We start from the raw sequence: 15562 nt of genomic DNA, 5'->3' as shown, positions 1-15562 counted from the left end.
TTTTCGGAACGGCCCCTGCGCCTCAGGCGTCGCCCTTCACCACCCCGACAAACGGCAACTCGCGGAACGCATGGGCGACATCCATGCCATAGCCGACGACGAAATAGTCCGGGCAATCGAAGCCGACATAGTCGGCGTTGAGCGAGGTCTGGCGGCGCATCCGCTTGTCGAGCAGCACCGCGATGGCGCAGCTCCTGGCGCCGCGCGAAAGCATCAGGTCGCGGGTGAAGGTGAGCGTCTTGCCGGATTCCAGAATGTCGTCGATCAACAGCACGTCCCGGCCGGCGACCTCGTTGTCGATGTCGCGCAGCACCCTGACCTCGCCACTCGTGGTGCCGGCGCCATAGCTGGAGATGAAGATGAACTCGACTTCCGGCGACAGGCCGACATCATGCATGGCGCGGATGAGATCGGCGGCGAAGACGAACGAGCCCTTGAGGATCGAGATCACCAGAAGATCGTGGTAGTCGCGCCCGGCGATTTCCTTGGCGAGCTCGAGGTTGCGGCGCGCGATCGCCGACGCCGAAAACAAGACTTCGATATCCTTGCCACGCACTACTGGCATAGTTTTATCCTCAAAATCGGCATCGACGTCGATAGACGGGTTGAGATTCAGGTCAGGCCGGCCTCACCTGAATATCGGCGCACCTAGCCGGCGAAGATTACGGAGACTGTCCTTACGCCGTCTTTAGGCACATCGAGGCGGCTGGAAAAGCCGAATCTTTCGCCCGGTCCCAGGGAACGGTTCGATGTCCCCAGCCTGTAGCGAATGATGTTGGCGTTGTTGTCGGTGACGCGGATTTCTAACGGCGGCAGTGTTTCCGACCTCATCCCGTCATTGGCGGCCTCGCCATCGACGAAGAGCACCGGCTTCAAGCCCGACGCATCGATGCGCGACGTCACACCGGAAATGGTGAGCGCGCTCGCCGGCGCGGCGTTCACCCAGAACGGACTGTGCCGGACCAGCGCGTGACCGCCCGACACCCAGAAGGAGGCGAGTGCTATGCCGACGCCGGCGATCCAGAACACCGGACCGCCACGCGAGGACCGCAACGGCGCGGCCTCGGGTTTGCGCAGCATGCCCATGCCTTCGATCGATGGCGCCGAGGGAATCTGTGGCGTCGCCGCCGTCGACGGTCGCGGGTGCGCGACAAAACGCGGCAGCACCACATAGTCGGCATCGACGATATTGGCCGCATCGAAAACCACGCGGTCCGGCGCGGCATTTGTTGCCGGCCCGGTCATGATTTCGCCGGAAACAGGGCGCGCGGTTCTTCCGTCAGCCATTACGGCACCAGTGCAGTCTTCGTTTCTTTTGCGTAAACGGAATTGGTTAACGCTTCCCCACCGGAATGGCTTTGACGAACACCGAACGTCGAAAAATTAACCGCCGGTTAACCATGCCGGCCGATGGTCTGTTAAAGTAGATTGTGGCGCGTCGCCGCCGAGAGTTTCAGGTCGCCGAACGTGATCCGCTTCGAAAATGTCGGCCTCCGCTATGGCATGGGTCCGGAGATTCTCCGCGACATTTCCCTGCACATTCCGGAGCGCTCCTTTCAGTTCCTGAGCGGCCCCTCGGGCGCCGGCAAGACGACCTTGCTGCGCCTTTTGTTCATGTCGCTGAAGCCGACGCGCGGCCTGATCACCATCTTCGGCAAGGACCGCTCGCGCATCTCGCGCAGCGAATTGCCGCTGCTGCGCCGCCGCATCGGCGTGGTGTTCCAGGATTTCCGCCTGCTCGACCACATGACGACCTACGAGAATGTTGCGCTGCCGCTGCGTGTGCGTGGGCGCGAGGAAGCGACCTATCGCACCGACGTCACCGAGCTCTTGAAATGGGTCGGCCTCGGCGACCGCATGCATGTGCTGCCGCCGGTGCTGTCGGGCGGCGAGAAGCAGCGCGCCGCGATTGCCCGGGCCTTGATCGAACAGCCGGAGATCCTTTTGGCCGACGAGCCCACCGGCAATGTCGACCCGCCGCTGGCGCGCCGGCTGCTCAGGCTGTTTATCGAATTGAACCGGTTGGGCACGGCTGTGGTCATCGCCACCCACGACCTCGGCCTGATGGAACAGGTCGATGCGCGACGCATGATTCTGGCCGGTGGAAGGTTGGACGTCTATGACTGACTTTCCGGCCGATCACCTCCACGACGAAGCCGGCGCCGAGGCGCCGGTGATGGCCCGGCGTGTCCAGCGCAAGACGGCGCCGATCGTGCCGGCGCAAAACATCGCCGGACGGGCGCTGGTGCTGGTCATCGCCATCATGACCTTCCTGTCCTGCCTCACCTTCGGCGCGGTGACGCTGGTGCGCGACACCGCCTCGGTCTGGGAGAACCAGATCTCGCGCGAGGCGACGATCCAGATCAAGCCGGCAGACGGTCTCGACATGGAGGCGGCCCTTGCGCAGGCCTCGCAGATCGCCAGCGACTTCCCCGGCGTGAAGGGCACCAAGATCATCGACCGCGACGCGACGGCGCGCCTTCTGGAGCCATGGCTGGGCAGCGGCCTCAACATCGACGAGCTGCCGGTGCCGCGCCTCATCATCGTCACCATCGACGAGGCCAGCCCGCCGGACTTCGCCGCCATGCGCGCCGCCATCACGCCAAAGATCCCGACCGCGGCGCTCGACGACCACCGCACCTGGGTCGACCGTCTGGTCGCCATGGCCCACACGACGGTGACGATCGGCATCGCCGTTCTGGTGCTGATGCTGTCGGCAACGGTGCTGACGGTGGTGTTCGCCACGCGCGGCGCCATGGCCGGCAACGGCCACATCATCGAGGTGTTGCATTTCGTCGGCGCCGAGGCGCGCTTCATCGCGCGAGAATTCCGCTGGCATTTCCTGGTCACCGGCATGAAGGGCGCGGCCGCCGGCGGCGCGCTCGCGATCGTCGTCTTCATCGTCTTTTCCTGGTGGTCGTCGCGCAACATGGCCACGCCTGAGGCCGACCAGGCGACCGCTTTGTTCGGCAATTTCGCCATCGGTTCGGCAGGCTATTTCGGCGTCGGCCTGATGGTGCTGGTGATCGGCGCGCTGACCGCGGCCACCTCGCATGCGACCGTCGTCGCCTATCTCAGCGACATCGACGTTCGCCAGCCGGATGCGGGCTGACCCATGAGATCAAACGAAAGCCGGCGCAAAGCGTTATACACATATAAGACAACGATCACATATGGGACACTTGCCGTAACGCAATGTGCGCGTCTTACCCATCAAAGGCCGCATTTCGGAGTTAACCATGCGATGTTTTCGGGGTTAACCTGGGGATGATGGAAGCGCGGGATTCGATCGGGACAGCTGGACGGATGCCGGTGGTGCATGCACGCGCCGCTGCTTCCGCTGCGCCCAGCCGTCTGCGGCTCGCCCTGCGCGCCTGCGGTTTCGTCCTTCTCGCCGCGCTGGTGCTTTTTGCCGGCGGCTTCGGCTGGTTCGCCGACAAGGTCAGCCATATGACGACCCCAACCAATCCGGCCAAGGCCGACGCCATCATCGTGCTCACCGGCGGCCAGTCGCGGCTCGATGCGGCAATGGACCTGCTGGCCTCGGGCAAGGGCGAACGCCTGCTGATCAGCGGTGTGCATCCCTCAGCCACCAGGCGCCAATTGCAAGTGGCGATGGGCGGCGACAAGCAGCTCTTCTCCTGCTGCGTCGATATCGACCGCGCCGCGCTCGACACGATCGGCAATGCCGAGGAAAGCGCCAAATGGGTGGAGAACCACGCCTATGGCAGCATCATCATCGTCACCAACAACTACCACATGCCGCGCAGCCTGCTCGAGATGGGCCGGCTGCTGCACGGCGCACGCCTCGAACCCTATCCGGTGGTCAACACCAATCTCGGCAATGGCAGCTGGCTGACAAAGCCGGAGGCGCTGCGCGTGCTGCTGACCGAATACAGCAAATATGTGCTGTCGCTGGCCCGCGGCTTCCTGCCGCTTCGCACGACGCCCGAGGGCGTAGCGCTGGCGGAAGCATCGACCGCCGTGAAGAACTAAACCTTGGCCGCTGCATTATCGCGCAAGCGAGCAATCTCCTGCTCCAGCCCGGCGATACGCTGGTCTCGCTCGGCCAGCGCCGCGGCGACGTCCGCCGCCTCGAAACGCTGCGGGATGTGCTGCGGGCAATTGGCATCCCAGGCCGTGACCGTGAACAGGATCGCCTGCTCCGGCCGCGCCCTATAGTCGGGCGGCATCAGCTTCGCCATCAGTTCCGGGTCATTTTCGACGACGCGCGCCCTGCCCCAGATCTTGATGCGCTGCCTGAGCATGTAGTCGATGAGGAACAGGAACGCCTGGCCGTTGTCCTCGAGATTGCCCTGGGTGATGAATTGCCGGTTGCCAGAAAAGTCGGCAAAGCCGATCATGTGCTCGTCCAGCACCTTGAGGAAGCCGGCCGGCCCGCCGCGATGCTGGATGTAGGGCTGGCCTTCGGCGTTTGCCGTCGCCAGGAACACGCTGGTTTGCGCCTCGATGAAAGCGGCGAGGTCCGACGTGATCGTTGCCCGCCAGCCGCCGCGCTGTTCGACGCGCGCATAGGAATCACGCGATCCCTTCCGGGACTGGATGGCCTTGACGGTCGGCGTGAAGGCGACGTCGCTGGTGAATTCATTCATGCCGGCGCTCCTGGAGCATGATGCCGAAAAGTGTGAAGCGGTTTCGGACGACATCATGCTCTATCTCTTTGATTTAGAGCCGGATTCAGGTTTCAGGTCAATTCGACCTGAAACCATCCGGCTCTCGGGCAGGGTCGCACATCATTTAGCCTCTTCCGAAAATCGGATGTAGGGAGCATATTCGCAATCCATCTTTCCAGATTTCGGAAGAATAATGGACCGGCTCGACGCCATGTCGCTGTTCGTCGCCACGGTGGAGGCCGGCAGCCTTTCCGCCGCGGCCAGGCGCGCCGGCGTGCCGCTGGCGACCGCCAGCCGCAAGCTCTCCGAACTGGAGAAGCATTTGAGGACGCGCCTGCTCAACCGCTCGACGCGGCGGCTGACATTGACCGATGCCGGCCAGTCCTATCTTGCAGCCTGCCGCCGCATCCTCGACGAGGTCAGCGAGGCCGAGCGCACCGCGGCCGGCGAATATTCGAGCCCGACCGGCGAGTTGGTGATCACGGCGCCGGTCGTCTTCGGCCGCCTGCATGTGCTGCCGGTGATCACCGGCTTTCTCGACGCCTATCCGCAGGTGGATATCCGCCTGACCTTGTCGGACCGGATCACCCAGCTGGTCGAGGAGCATATCGATCTTGCCGTGCGCATCGGCGAGCTACCGGATTCGGCCATGGTCGCGATCCGCGTCGGCTCCATCCGCCGCATCGTCTGCGCAAGTCCCGCCTATCTCGCCATGCATGGCACGCCGGAGCAACCGCCGGACCTCGCGGGCCACAACTGCATCACCTTCGAAGGCCTTGCCGCTCCCGCGACATGGAGCTTCGGGACAGGCAAGGCGGAAACCATGGTCCCGGTCCGCTCGCGCCTCCAGGTCAACACCGCCGAGGCGGCGATCGATGCCGCGGTCGCCGACCTTGGCCTGACGAAAGTGCTCTCCTACCAGGCCGATGCCGCCCTGCGCGCCGACGCGCTACGGCTGGTGCTTGAGCCGTTCGAGCCGCCGCCCTGGCCGGTAAGCCTCGTCCATGCAGGCCAGGGCCGGCTGCCGGTGAAGCTGCGCGCCTTCCTCGATTTCGCCGCGCCGCGCCTGAAGGAGAGGCTGGCGCGGTCACTTTAAGCAATTCCAGGAAAAGTGCATCGCGGTTTTCCGTCCGGAATTGCGGCAAGACATGAGTGGCCGGCATTCGACCACCGTGCCGTTTCCTTTTTGCCGCCGCTTGGTGTAACCAACGCACACTTCCTCACGGGCCCCTTGCATGCTCATCATCCGCTCGCTGGCGTTCAACCTCGTCTTCTATCTCAGCCTGATCGTCCAGATGATCTTCTGGACGCCCTATTATTTCCTGTCGCCGCGCCATCGCGCCTGGTTCGTGCCGAAATTCTGGTCGCGCACCTCGATGTGGCTCTATGACAAGATCGCCGCGACGAAGAGCGAGATCACCGGCGTCGAGAACCTGCCGGAAGGCTCCTTCATCCTGGCGCCGAAGCACCAGTCCTTCTGGGACGCAATCGCCTTCTTCCCCTATCTCGACGACGCGCTCTACATCCTGAAGCGCGAGCTGACCTGGATCCCCTTCTTCGGCTGGTACATCATGAAGATGCGCATGATCCCGGTCGACCGCGGCAGCCGCTCGAAAGCGCTGAAGGCGGTCGTCGTCGCGACCAGGCAGGAGATGAACCGCAATCCGCGCCAGCTCATCATCTATCCCGAAGGCACGCGCCGCCCGCCGGGCGCCGAGCCGTCCTACAAATACGGCATTGTCGAGCTCTACACGCAGCTCGGCGTTCCCGTGGTCCCGGTGGCTCATGTCGCGGGGCTCTATTGGCCGCGCCGCAAGTTCCTGCGCTATCCGGGCACCATCAAGGCCCGCTTCCTGCCCGCGATCCCGCCCGGGCTCGGCAAGGAGGAATTCATGCAGCGGCTGATCGGAGAGACCGAGGCTGCCTGCGACCAGATGCTCGTCGAGGCAGCGCAGGCGCCGAACCCGCCGCCCATGCCGCCGACGGCGGTCAAGCGCCTGGCGGAGCTCGGCGTTACCGCGAAGACCTGACCCGCTATCGTAGTGCTGCCAGCAAGATCGTCAGCACCAGGGTGGCGGCAAACACCAGGTTGATGATCCGCGAGGCCAGCGGATGGCGCAGGAAGCGCGCGAAGGCGGTTCCGGCGAGCAGCCAGACCACATGGATGGCGACGATCATCGCGGCAAGCACCAGCAGCCTGGTGGAGACGCCGAGCGTATCGGCCTGCGAAGCGGCGCCGGCAAACACGGCGCCGATCGCCACATAGGCTTTCGGATTGGCGACGGCCAGCATGAAGCCGCCGAGAAAATTGGGCTTCGTCGCCGTGCTGCCGCGCTCGACCAATGGCGGCGCGGTCGCAATCTTGAAAGCCAGATAAAGAATGTAGGCGGCCGAAAGGATCGCGAGCGCCGTGGCCATCCTGGGCATCGAGGCGAGCATGCCGACGATGCCTGCGGCGACGATGAGAAGCACGGCGATCGTTCCAAGCACCACGCCCCAGGTGTAACCCAGCGAGGCGCGCAGGCCGAAAGCCGCGCCGACCGCGGTCACGCTGATGGTCGCGGGTCCAGGGCTGCCCATGACGACAGTCGCGGCCAGCACCAGCGCCAGCACTTGCTGCCAAGGCTGCGCTTCGCTCAAGACGCCGCCGGCCATGCCGAACCCTCCTCCTGCCGCCATGCGACAGGACTTACGAGGGTTTTGTAATGGCCGTCTTGGACGATCGTGCGCGGCGCTGCTGCGTTAAGGCGTATTGAGATTCAGGTCAGGCCGAGTCGAAAATGGTGGTTTCCGAGAACCGGAGCGGAGCGTACTTGAAGTACGTGAGCACCGGAAGCGCAGGAAGCCGCCATTTGCAGACCGGCCTCACCTGAAGATCAACACGCCTTACGAGCTGGCGCGGTCGAGCGCTCCGATATCGTCGGCCGAAAGCTTGAGCGACGCGGCGCGGATCAGGCTGTCCATCTGGGCGGGCGTCGTCGCGCTGGCGATCGGCGCGGTGATCCCCGGCCGCGCGATGATCCAGGCCAGCGCCACTTCCGCCTGTTTGGCCGAATGGCGCTCGGCCACGGCATCGAGCGCGGACAGGATGCGCATGCCGCGCTCGTTGAGGTAGCCCGCCACGCCCTCGCCGCGCGCGCTTTGCCCGAGATCGGCCTTGCTGCGGTACTTGCCGCTCAAAAATCCCTTGGCCAGGCTGAAATAGGTGATGACGCCGATATCCTCTGCATTGCAGAGGTCGAGCAGCGGCCCGTCAAGCGACGAGCGATCGTACAGATTGTATTCGGGCTGCAGCACCTCATAGCGCGGCAGGCTGCGCAGGCTGGCGACGTCGAGCGCGGCGCGCAATTGGCCGGCATCGAGATTGGAGCAGCCGGGATAGCGGATCTTGCCTTTTTCGAGCAGGCGCTGATAGGCGCCGAGCGTTTCCTCGTAAGGCGTGGCCGGATCCGGCCAATGCGACAGGTAGAGGTCGATGACATCGACCTGCAGCCGCTTCAGCGACGCGTCGACCGCCTTTTCGATATAGGCCGCGGAGAGGTCCTTCCTGCCTTGCCCCATGTCGGAGCCGACCTTGGTGATGACGATGACCTTGTCCCGGTTGCCGCGACTTTTCATCCACTTGCCGATGATGGTTTCCGATTCGCCGCCCTTGTTGCCGGGGACCCAGCGGGAATAGGCATCGGCCGTATCGATGGCGTTCAGGCCGGCTCCGACGAACCGGTCGAGCAGATCGAAGGAGGTCTTCTCGTCGGCGGTCCAGCCGAAGACGTTGCCGCCCAGGACCAGCGGCGCGATGGAAAGGTCGGTGCGACCGAGACGACGTTTCTGCAAGACTGATCTCCGTGATGCTGGAACGGGCCTGACGCCCAAGGATGGTTGGCGCTAAGCTAGGTCGTGGCCAGCCGAGGTCAAAGGCATGGTTTTGCTTTTTGATCGGACCAGCGCTTCTTGATCGGACCAGCCCCTCACGAAGACGCGATCCGCCGACCCACTTCCTCCAGCCAGTGATCGCAGATGCCGAGCGCCTCGAGGTGCTCGAGCGTGCTCAAGACATAATCCTCGTTCCGCCCGGATTGGCCGACGGCGCCGCGAACGAGTTTCGCCGCGTGACCGGCATCGAGCGCGCCGGCATATTGCTCATGCCGCCGGTCGACGATGTAGGCGACCGCCTCGACTGAATCGCCCCCTCTTTCCCCGTCCTTGTCCAGCCGTATGTCGAGCAGGCGTTCGAGATAGACGCTGGTCACCAGCTCGCGCTCGCGCAGATAGGAAAGCACCTCGTCGCGCAAATTGCCGGGAACGCGGTAAGCGAGACCGATGCAGGAGCCGCCCCGGTCGAGCCCGAGCACAAGGCCCGGCCGTCCGCGCGTGCCGCGATGCACGAAGGAATAGACGCAAAGCGAGCGGCGATAGCCGTAAAGCCGGGCACGGCGCGTCTCGACATGGGCAAATCCGGGCCGCCAGATCAGCGACCCATAGCCAAAAACCCAAAAATCGCCCATATCGCCAAGCCTGATCGCATTCGAGTGAACGACACCGCACCGTTAGGGTGCTTCTTCTGTCCCCCGCTTGTTTGCGTATTGGTAAACGCCCGCTCGCCGGGTTAACGAGAGCCGCAGCATGACGTCAAGTGACGAGCGATCGCCCAAACCCCGCCGCCGGCTGCTTTGGCTCGCGGCGTTCATCGTCATTTTGTTCGCCATCTACAGCGGCGGCTGGTTCTATCTCGCCAGCAGGCTCAAGACCGAGGCCGACCAGGCGGTGGCGCGGCTGGGCAGCAAGGGCATCGCCGCCGGCTGCGCCAACCTCACCGTCAGCGGCTATCCGATGAGCTTCACGGTCTCCTGCGACAACATCGCCTATGAGGATGACGCCCGCAAAGTCGCGGCCTCCACCGGAAGCTTCAACGTCGTCGCCGGGATCACCGGACCACTGTCGCCGGTCGCCGACCTGCGCGGCCCGCTGCGGACGATAGCCCCCGGCATGCCGCCGCTGTGGATCGACTGGGACCAGTTGCAGGCCAATGTCAAAGTGTGGTGGCCGCTGCCGCGGAGCGTCTCGCTGCAGGCTGAAGGCCTGAACGGTCAGACCGATCCGCAGGACGACACGGACCCGATGCAGTTGTTCAGCGCCGGCAAGGCGGCCGGCCAGTTGCAGCCGGCCGGCCAGGACATCAATTACATCGGTAGCTTCGGCGATCTGGAGATCAACGCGGATGCCATCGACGGACGCGTGCTGCCGGCGTTGGACGGCAGTGGCGACGTAACGCTGAAGAACGGCGTGGCGCTGATCGCCGTGCCGCCAAAGAGTCTGCGCGGCCAGTCGATCGACATCGCCAGGCTCGACCTGTCATCCGGCACAGCGCGCATCACCGTGTCCGGACCGGTCTCCATCGACGCGGATGGCCTGGTCGACGCAAGCCTGACGATCAAGCTCAAGGACCCCAAGGCTGTGGCGGCCATCCTTGGCAGCGCCGTGCCGGAGCACAAAAGCGAGATCGACCAGGGCTTTGCTGCCATCGCCATGCTTGGCAAGGAGCCGTCCTTGCCGCTCAAGATCATCAAGGGCAAGGCTTCGCTGGGCTTCATCCCGCTCGGCAAGATCAAGCCCGTCGAGTAACGCGGCTATGGGGGACCCGGTCAGACTGCTCAGCGTCGGCGCCTTCACCCTCGACACCATCCTTCGCGTCGATGCGCTGCCCACGCATCAAGGCAAGTTCATCGCCGGCGACGGCGTCCAGATCGCCTCCGGCATGGCGACGAGCGCCGCCTGCGCGGCGCACCGCCTCGGCGCCGAGGTCTCGCTGTGGGCGAGCGCCGGCGACGATCTGGTCGGCGACCAGCTGATCGCCGACATAGAGGCCGAAGGCGTCGACTGCAGCCTGATCCGCCGCGTTCCCGGCGCGCGTTCGGCGCTGGCCGCGATCGTGGTGGATGCGCATGGCGAGCGCATCATAGTCCCCTTCTACGACAAAAAGGCGCAAGCCGATCCCGAGGCGTTGCCGCTTGCCGATCTTTCCGGCTTCGATGCCGTGCTGGTGGATGTCCGCTGGCCGGGCGCGGCGGCGCTTGCTCTCAGCGCCGCCAGATCGATCGGCTGTCCGGCGATCCTGGACGCCGACACCGCACCGATCGAGGTGCAGGAGCGCCTGCTGCCCTTGGCCTCGCACATCGTCGCCTCGGAGCCTGCGGCGCGCATCGTCTGCGGCCACGCGCTCGACCCCGAAAGCGCCTGCGCCGACCTCGCCTCGCGCACCGATGCCTTTGTCGCGGTGACCGGTGGCGCGGCCGGAACCTGGTGGCACGATCGAACGACCGGGCGCGTCCGGCATGTCGAGGCGCCAAAGGTCAAGGCGATTGATACGCTCGCCGCCGGCGACGTCTTCCACGGCGCTTTCGCCGTCGGGCTTGCCGAGGCCATGCCGATGGAGGAAGCGCTACGCTTTGCCAGCGCCGCCGCGGCGCTCAAATGCCTGCGCTTCGGGGGCAGGCTTGGCGCGCCGAACAGGGCCGAGACGCTGGCAATGATGGCGACGCATTGGCCGTCACCGGAACAGGCGAGGGAAAAAGCCTAGCTCTTCGCTGCCGGATGCTCGACGGCTTGCCGGCCGAAGTCCGGCACATCGATATCCTGGCCGGCCTCGATGATCGAGCGGCGGATGGCGCGTGTGCGAGTGAAGAGGTCGAACAGCTTCTCGCCGTCGCCCCAGCGGATCGCGCGCTGCAGCGAGGCGAGGTCCTCAGAGAACCGCGCCAGCATCTCCAGGATCGCGTCCTTGTTGTGCAGACACACGTCCCGCCACATGGTCGGGTCCGACGCCGCCAGTCGGGTGAAATCGCGAAAGCCGGAGGCGGAATATTTGATGACTTCGCTCTTGGTCACCGCCTCCAGATCGTCCGCCGTGCCGACGATGTTGTAGGCGATGATATGCGGCAGGTGCGAAACGATCGCGAGCGTCATGTCGTGGTGCTGCGGGTCCATCGTATCGATGTTGGAACCGCAGCGCCGCCAGAATTCCGAAAGCGTCTCGAGCGCGGCTGGATCGGTGCCCGGCAGCGGCGTGAAGATGCACCAACGGTTCTCGAAGAGATCGGCAAAGCCGGCATCGGGTCCGGACTTTTCCGTGCCGGCAAGCGGATGGCCGGGGATGAAGTGCACGCCTTCCGGCACATGCGGCTGCATCTGCGCGATCACCGAAGCCTTGGTCGAGCCGACATCGGTGAGGATGGCGCCCTTCTTCAGCGCCGGCGCGATTTCGGCCGCGACCTCGCCCGAGGAGCCGACCGGCACCGAGACGATGACGAGATCGGCATCGCGCACCGCTTCTTTTGCCTCCGTCGTGTAGGAATCGCCAAGGCCCAGTTCCTCGGCGCGCTTCAGCGTCGAAGCGCTGCGCGTCGCGATGGCGATGTGCTTGGCAAGCCCCTCGCGGCGGATGACGCGGGCGAGCGACGAGCCGATCAGGCCGATGCCGACCAGCGCTATTTTCTCGAACATCGGTGATGCCATGGTGTTCTAGCTTTTCAGGAAGGTCTTGAGGGCGTCGATGACACCGCGATTGGCCTCTTCGGTGCCGACGCTCATGCGCAGCGCGTTGGGGAAACCGTAGCCGGTGACGCGGCGCAGGATATAGCCGCGCGCGCTGAGGTAATCGTCAGCGGCCGCCGCCGAATGCGTCTTGCTATCGGGAAAGTGGATCAGCACGAAATTGCCTACGCTGGGCGTGACGCGCAGGCCAAGCCCGGTCAGCTCGGCGCTGAGCCAGGCCAGCCATTTCTCGTTATGCGCCACGCTGCGCTCGATATGGGCGCGGTCGCGGATCGCGGCGATGCCGGCCTCGATCGCGGTGGCATTGACGTTGAACGGTCCGCGAATGCGGTTGATCGCATCGACGATATGCGCCGGCCCATACATCCAACCGATGCGCGCGCCGCCGAGGCCGAGCTTGGAGAAGGTACGGGTCATCACCACGTTCTCGGAACTGCCCGCGAGCTCGATGCCGGCCTCGTAGTCGTTGCGCCGCACATATTCAGCATAGGCCGCGTCGAGCACCAGGAGCACGTTCTTCGGCAATGCCGCGTGCAGACGGCGCACTTCCTGGAACGGCACATAGGTGCCCGTCGGATTGTTGGGATTGGCGAGGAACACGATCCGCGTCGCCGGCGTCACCGCAGCCAAAATCGCATCGACATCGGCGCGCTCGTCGGTCTCTTTGACCGCCACCGGCTTGGCGCCGGCCGCCTGGATATAGATCTTGTAGACCATGAAGGCGTGTTCGGTGAACACGGCCTCGTCGCCCGGTGCCAGATAGGTCTGCGCCAGCAGCCCCAGTATCTCGTCAGAGCCGTTGGAGCAGATGATGTTGGCCGGGTTCAACCCATGCACCTCGGCTATCGCCTCGCGCAGCCGTCGCGCCGTGCCGTCGGGATAGACATCGAGCTTCGCCGCCACCTCGCGCGCGGCCTCGATCGCCTTCGGCGAAGGTCCCAGCGGATTTTCGTTCGACGACAGCTTGTAGACTTTCGTCACGCCGGCCGGCGCGGTGCTTTTTCCCGGCACATAGGCCTCGATGTCCATGATGCCCGCGCGGGGCGTCGGACGGGGCTGATCCTGCTTCATGTCACAAATCCGTCGAGAGGGCCTTCAAGGCCGCAGCGGAAATACAGGCCGCAGGCTGGAATGTCGAGTGCTGGCGCTTGGTGCCAGAAAGCTGCCCACCCGTTGACGAAGCGCGGCGCTAGTCCTAGAAGAGCTGCCAGACTTCCGTGGTGATTTGGCCGGTCGGCTTGCAGCCACGTTAAACAATTTGCTAAAGGGCCGTTTGCAACCTGTAACCGGCTTTGCGACGGCAATGCCGGTTTTTTGTTGTCCGCCGCCGGCCGGACACCGCATCGGAACAAGACCGATGCGGCACAGGATGGGGACGGACATGGCGGCTCAGCGCGCTGCAAGAACCAAGGACGAGGTCGACCATCCGTCGAGCCCGGTGCTGCAGTTCGGCCCCGACAAGCCGCTGAAGCTCGACGCCGGCACTATCCTTTCGCCTTTCCAGATCGCCTACCAGACCTACGGCAGCTTGAACGACGCGCGCTCCAACGCCATCCTCGTCTGCCATGCGCTGACCGGCGACCAGCACGTCGCCAACACCAATCCGGTGACCGGCAAGCCTGGCTGGTGGGAGGTACTGATCGGCCCCGGCAAGATCATCGACACCAACCGCTTCTTCGTCATCTGCTCCAACGTCGTCGGCGGCTGCCTCGGCTCGACCGGCCCGGCCTCGACCAACCCGGCCACCGGCAAGCCCTACGGGCTCGATTTGCCGATCATCACCATCCGCGACATGGTTCGCGCGCAGGCGATGCTCATCGATCATTTCGGCATCGAAAAGCTGTTTTGCGTGCTTGGCGGCTCGATGGGCGGCATGCAGGTGCTGGAATGGGCCGCAAGCTATCCGGAGCGGGTCTTCTGCGCCCTGCCGATCGCCACCGGCGCCCGCCATTCCTCGCAGAACATCGCCTTCCATGAAGTCGGCCGGCAGGCCGTGATGGCCGATCCGGACTGGCATGGCGGCAAATATCTCGATTTCGGCAAGCGGCCGGAAAAGGGGCTGGCCGTCGCGCGCATGGCCGCCCACATCACCTATCTTTCCGAAGCCGCGCTCCACCGTAAATTCGGCCGCAATTTGCAGGACCGCGAGGCGCTGACCTTCGGCTTCGATGCCGATTTCCAGATCGAGAGCTATCTGCGCCACCAGGGCATGACTTTCGTCGACCGCTTCGACGCCAATTCCTACCTCTATCTGACCCGCGCGATGGACTATTTCGACCTTGCCGCCGATCATGGCGGACGCCTCGCCGACGCCTTCGCCGGCACCAAGACGCGCTTCTGCCTGGTTTCCTTCACCAGCGACTGGCTGTTCCCGACCGAGGAGAGCCGCTCGATCGTGCATGCCTTGAACGCGGCGGGCGCTTCCGTCTCCTTCGTCGAGATCGAGACCGATCGCGGCCATGACGCCTTCCTGCTCGACGAGCCGGAGCTCTTCGCGGCCATCAACGGCTTCATCGCCTCCGCCGCCCGCGCCAGGGGGCTCGGCGCATGACCCCGAAACGCAGCAGTCCTTTCGGATGGGGATCATGCGCCACGCAGGAGGCGAAGCCATGAGCGTCAATCGCGCCCAGCGTGTCGACCTCGACGTGGTCACCGATCTCATCCCGGCCAGTTCGCGCGTCCTCGATGTCGGCTCGGGCGACGGCGTGCTCCTGGAGCTCCTCCAGGAAACCAAGCAGGTCGACGGCCGCGGACTGGAACTGTCGCAGCGCGGCGTCAACGAATGCGTGGCGCGCGGGCTGTCGGTCATCCAGGGCGACGCCGACACGGACCTGAAATTCTACGCCGACAAGGGCTTCGACTTCGTCGTGCTCTCGCAGACGCTGCAGGCGACGCGCAACCCGAAGGTCGTGCTCGACGAGCTGCTTCGGATCGGCAACCGCGCCATCGTCTCCTTCCCCAATTTCGGCCACTGGCGCGTGCGCTTCTCGCTGCTGATCAAGGGCAGGATGCCGGTCACCAAGGATCTGCCCTATTCCTGGTACGACACGCCCAACATCCACTTCTGCACCATCCGCGACTTCGTCAACCTGTGCGAGGAGCTCGGCGCCACGGTGGAGAAGGCAACCGCGCTCGACGCCAACGGCCAGAAGATCGGCCTGTCGATGCCCTGGTGGTTCTGGAACTTCTTCGGCCAGCAGGCGGTGTTTTTGCTGAGACGCTGACGCCGCGGAGTGATTTCCGCAAGCGCACGGCTCTTGCCGCTGTCCCCCGGTCAGCGGACGGTCACGCCAGCCGGAACGCCAATTATGTTGCCATCAAACCGCAATGTTGCGGAAAAGCCACCAATTTCGGCATTTCTCGGCCGGCCTGGCGTG

At 64.6% G+C, this 15562-nt stretch carries 17 protein-coding genes and 1 riboswitch; of the genes, 9 read left to right on the top strand and 8 right to left on the bottom strand.

What is annotated here, in order from left to right:
• Positions 1–22 precede the first annotated feature (22 nt).
• Together hpt and RFM41_RS21680 are read right to left on the bottom strand one after the other, a co-directional pair.
• Positions 23–565 carry a hypoxanthine phosphoribosyltransferase gene (hpt, locus tag RFM41_RS21685; RefSeq protein WP_320250903.1) on the bottom strand — a complete coding sequence of 181 codons (543 nt, stop codon included), beginning with the start codon at positions 563–565 and terminating at the stop codon, positions 23–25.
• Positions 566–648: 83 nt separating this feature from the next.
• Positions 649–1287: a hypothetical protein gene (locus tag RFM41_RS21680; protein WP_320250902.1), complete on the bottom strand. Its 639-nt coding sequence runs from the start codon at positions 1285–1287 to the stop codon at positions 649–651.
• Positions 1288–1467: 180 nt separating this feature from the next.
• On the opposite strand from RFM41_RS21680, the gene ftsE reads away from it, so the two are divergent.
• From ftsE to RFM41_RS21665, 3 genes are all read left to right on the top strand, one after another.
• Positions 1468–2127 carry a cell division ATP-binding protein FtsE gene (ftsE, locus tag RFM41_RS21675; RefSeq protein WP_320250900.1) on the top strand — a complete coding sequence of 220 codons (660 nt, stop codon included), beginning with the start codon at positions 1468–1470 and terminating at the stop codon, positions 2125–2127.
• On the top strand, positions 2120–3112 hold the full coding sequence (locus RFM41_RS21670) for a cell division protein FtsX (protein ID WP_320250898.1): 993 nt from the start codon (positions 2120–2122) through the stop codon (positions 3110–3112). Before ftsE ends, RFM41_RS21670 begins: the two co-directional genes overlap by 8 nt.
• A 194-nt stretch (positions 3113–3306) precedes the next feature.
• The gene (locus RFM41_RS21665; RefSeq protein WP_320250897.1) at positions 3307–3996 is read left to right on the top strand and encodes a YdcF family protein; all 690 of its coding nucleotides are present in this window, start codon (positions 3307–3309) and stop codon (positions 3994–3996) included.
• On the opposite strand, the gene RFM41_RS21660 is transcribed toward RFM41_RS21665, so the two are convergent.
• Positions 3993–4613: a pyridoxamine 5'-phosphate oxidase family protein gene (locus RFM41_RS21660; RefSeq protein ID WP_320250895.1), complete on the bottom strand. Its 621-nt coding sequence runs from the start codon at positions 4611–4613 to the stop codon at positions 3993–3995. The two genes, RFM41_RS21665 and RFM41_RS21660, sit on opposite strands and share 4 nt — an antisense overlap.
• A gap of 214 nt (positions 4614–4827) precedes the next feature.
• On the opposite strand from RFM41_RS21660, the gene RFM41_RS21655 reads away from it, so the two are divergent.
• Together RFM41_RS21655 and RFM41_RS21650 are read left to right on the top strand one after the other, a co-directional pair.
• The gene (locus RFM41_RS21655) at positions 4828–5730 is read left to right on the top strand and encodes a LysR family transcriptional regulator (protein WP_320250893.1); all 903 of its coding nucleotides are present in this window, start codon (positions 4828–4830) and stop codon (positions 5728–5730) included.
• Positions 5731–5869: 139 nt separating this feature from the next.
• Complete coding sequence (locus RFM41_RS21650; RefSeq protein ID WP_320250892.1) at positions 5870–6664, top strand: lysophospholipid acyltransferase family protein; 795 nt, start codon at positions 5870–5872, stop codon at positions 6662–6664.
• A 4-nt stretch (positions 6665–6668) separates the two neighbouring features.
• On the opposite strand, the gene RFM41_RS21645 is transcribed toward RFM41_RS21650, so the two are convergent.
• The 3 genes from RFM41_RS21645 to RFM41_RS21635 form a co-directional block, all read right to left on the bottom strand.
• Positions 6669–7289, bottom strand: coding sequence for a LysE family translocator (locus RFM41_RS21645; protein WP_320250891.1), 621 nt, complete (start codon positions 7287–7289; stop codon positions 6669–6671).
• Between the two features lie 231 nt (positions 7290–7520).
• A complete protein-coding gene (locus RFM41_RS21640; protein ID WP_320250889.1) occupies positions 7521–8468 on the bottom strand; it encodes an aldo/keto reductase in 948 nt (315 codons plus the stop codon).
• A gap of 134 nt (positions 8469–8602) precedes the next feature.
• Positions 8603–9139 (bottom strand): gamma-glutamylcyclotransferase, encoded by a 537-nt coding sequence (locus RFM41_RS21635; RefSeq protein WP_320250888.1) that lies wholly within the window; start codon positions 9137–9139, stop codon positions 8603–8605.
• A 118-nt stretch (positions 9140–9257) separates the two neighbouring features.
• Between RFM41_RS21635 and RFM41_RS21630 the strand changes: the two genes are divergently transcribed.
• Complete coding sequence (locus RFM41_RS21630) at positions 9258–10256, top strand: DUF2125 domain-containing protein (RefSeq protein ID WP_320250886.1); 999 nt, start codon at positions 9258–9260, stop codon at positions 10254–10256.
• Between the two features lie 7 nt (positions 10257–10263).
• On the top strand, positions 10264–11211 hold the full coding sequence (locus tag RFM41_RS21625) for a sugar kinase (RefSeq protein ID WP_320250885.1): 948 nt from the start codon (positions 10264–10266) through the stop codon (positions 11209–11211).
• Here the strand turns inward: RFM41_RS21625 and RFM41_RS21620 are convergent.
• Positions 11208–12146, bottom strand: coding sequence for a prephenate/arogenate dehydrogenase family protein (locus RFM41_RS21620; RefSeq protein ID WP_320250884.1), 939 nt, complete (start codon positions 12144–12146; stop codon positions 11208–11210). The two genes, RFM41_RS21625 and RFM41_RS21620, sit on opposite strands and share 4 nt — an antisense overlap.
• 6 nt (positions 12147–12152) lie before the next feature.
• Positions 12153–13256 (bottom strand): histidinol-phosphate transaminase, encoded by a 1104-nt coding sequence (gene hisC / locus RFM41_RS21615; protein ID WP_320250883.1) that lies wholly within the window; start codon positions 13254–13256, stop codon positions 12153–12155.
• A gap of 136 nt (positions 13257–13392) precedes the next feature.
• Positions 13393–13470, top strand: a riboswitch (SAM riboswitch).
• A 96-nt stretch (positions 13471–13566) separates the two neighbouring features.
• Here hisC and metX point away from each other — a divergent pair.
• The gene (metX, locus tag RFM41_RS21610; protein WP_320250882.1) at positions 13567–14736 is read left to right on the top strand and encodes a homoserine O-acetyltransferase MetX; all 1170 of its coding nucleotides are present in this window, start codon (positions 13567–13569) and stop codon (positions 14734–14736) included.
• 58 nt (positions 14737–14794) lie between these two features.
• On the top strand, positions 14795–15409 hold the full coding sequence (gene metW / locus RFM41_RS21605) for a methionine biosynthesis protein MetW (RefSeq protein ID WP_320250881.1): 615 nt from the start codon (positions 14795–14797) through the stop codon (positions 15407–15409).
• The last annotated feature ends 153 nt before the right edge of the window (positions 15410–15562 follow it).

The sequence above is a fragment of the Mesorhizobium vachelliae genome, from assembly GCF_033977325.1.
Classification (GTDB): domain Bacteria; phylum Pseudomonadota; class Alphaproteobacteria; order Rhizobiales; family Rhizobiaceae; genus Mesorhizobium; species Mesorhizobium vachelliae.
Note: the sequence above shows the minus strand (reverse complement) of the source record. Positions and strands in the feature narration are given on the sequence as shown.

Bases quoted from the DNA above. Each gene is read 5' to 3' on its own strand.
- RFM41_RS21660 (WP_320250895.1), bottom strand. From the start codon at position 4,613: ATGAATGAATTCACCAGCGACGTCGCCTTCACGCCGACCGTCAAGGCC.
- RFM41_RS21620 (WP_320250884.1), bottom strand. From the start codon at position 12,146: ATGGCATCACCGATGTTCGAGAAAATAGCGCTGGTCGGCATCGGCCTG.
- RFM41_RS21630 (WP_320250886.1), top strand. From the start codon at position 9,258: ATGACGTCAAGTGACGAGCGATCGCCCAAACCCCGCCGCCGGCTGCTT.
- RFM41_RS21665 (WP_320250897.1), top strand. From the start codon at position 3,307: ATGCCGGTGGTGCATGCACGCGCCGCTGCTTCCGCTGCGCCCAGCCGT.
- hpt (WP_320250903.1), bottom strand. From the start codon at position 565: ATGCCAGTAGTGCGTGGCAAGGATATCGAAGTCTTGTTTTCGGCGTCG.
- RFM41_RS21635 (WP_320250888.1), bottom strand. From the start codon at position 9,139: ATGGGCGATTTTTGGGTTTTTGGCTATGGGTCGCTGATCTGGCGGCCC.
- RFM41_RS21655 (WP_320250893.1), top strand. From the start codon at position 4,828: ATGGACCGGCTCGACGCCATGTCGCTGTTCGTCGCCACGGTGGAGGCC.
- RFM41_RS21625 (WP_320250885.1), top strand. From the start codon at position 10,264: ATGGGGGACCCGGTCAGACTGCTCAGCGTCGGCGCCTTCACCCTCGAC.
- metW (WP_320250881.1), top strand. From the start codon at position 14,795: ATGAGCGTCAATCGCGCCCAGCGTGTCGACCTCGACGTGGTCACCGAT.
- RFM41_RS21680 (WP_320250902.1), bottom strand. From the start codon at position 1,287: ATGGCTGACGGAAGAACCGCGCGCCCTGTTTCCGGCGAAATCATGACC.
- RFM41_RS21645 (WP_320250891.1), bottom strand. From the start codon at position 7,289: ATGGCCGGCGGCGTCTTGAGCGAAGCGCAGCCTTGGCAGCAAGTGCTG.
- metX (WP_320250882.1), top strand. From the start codon at position 13,567: ATGGCGGCTCAGCGCGCTGCAAGAACCAAGGACGAGGTCGACCATCCG.
- RFM41_RS21670 (WP_320250898.1), top strand. From the start codon at position 2,120: ATGACTGACTTTCCGGCCGATCACCTCCACGACGAAGCCGGCGCCGAG.
- RFM41_RS21650 (WP_320250892.1), top strand. From the start codon at position 5,870: ATGCTCATCATCCGCTCGCTGGCGTTCAACCTCGTCTTCTATCTCAGC.
- hisC (WP_320250883.1), bottom strand. From the start codon at position 13,256: ATGAAGCAGGATCAGCCCCGTCCGACGCCCCGCGCGGGCATCATGGAC.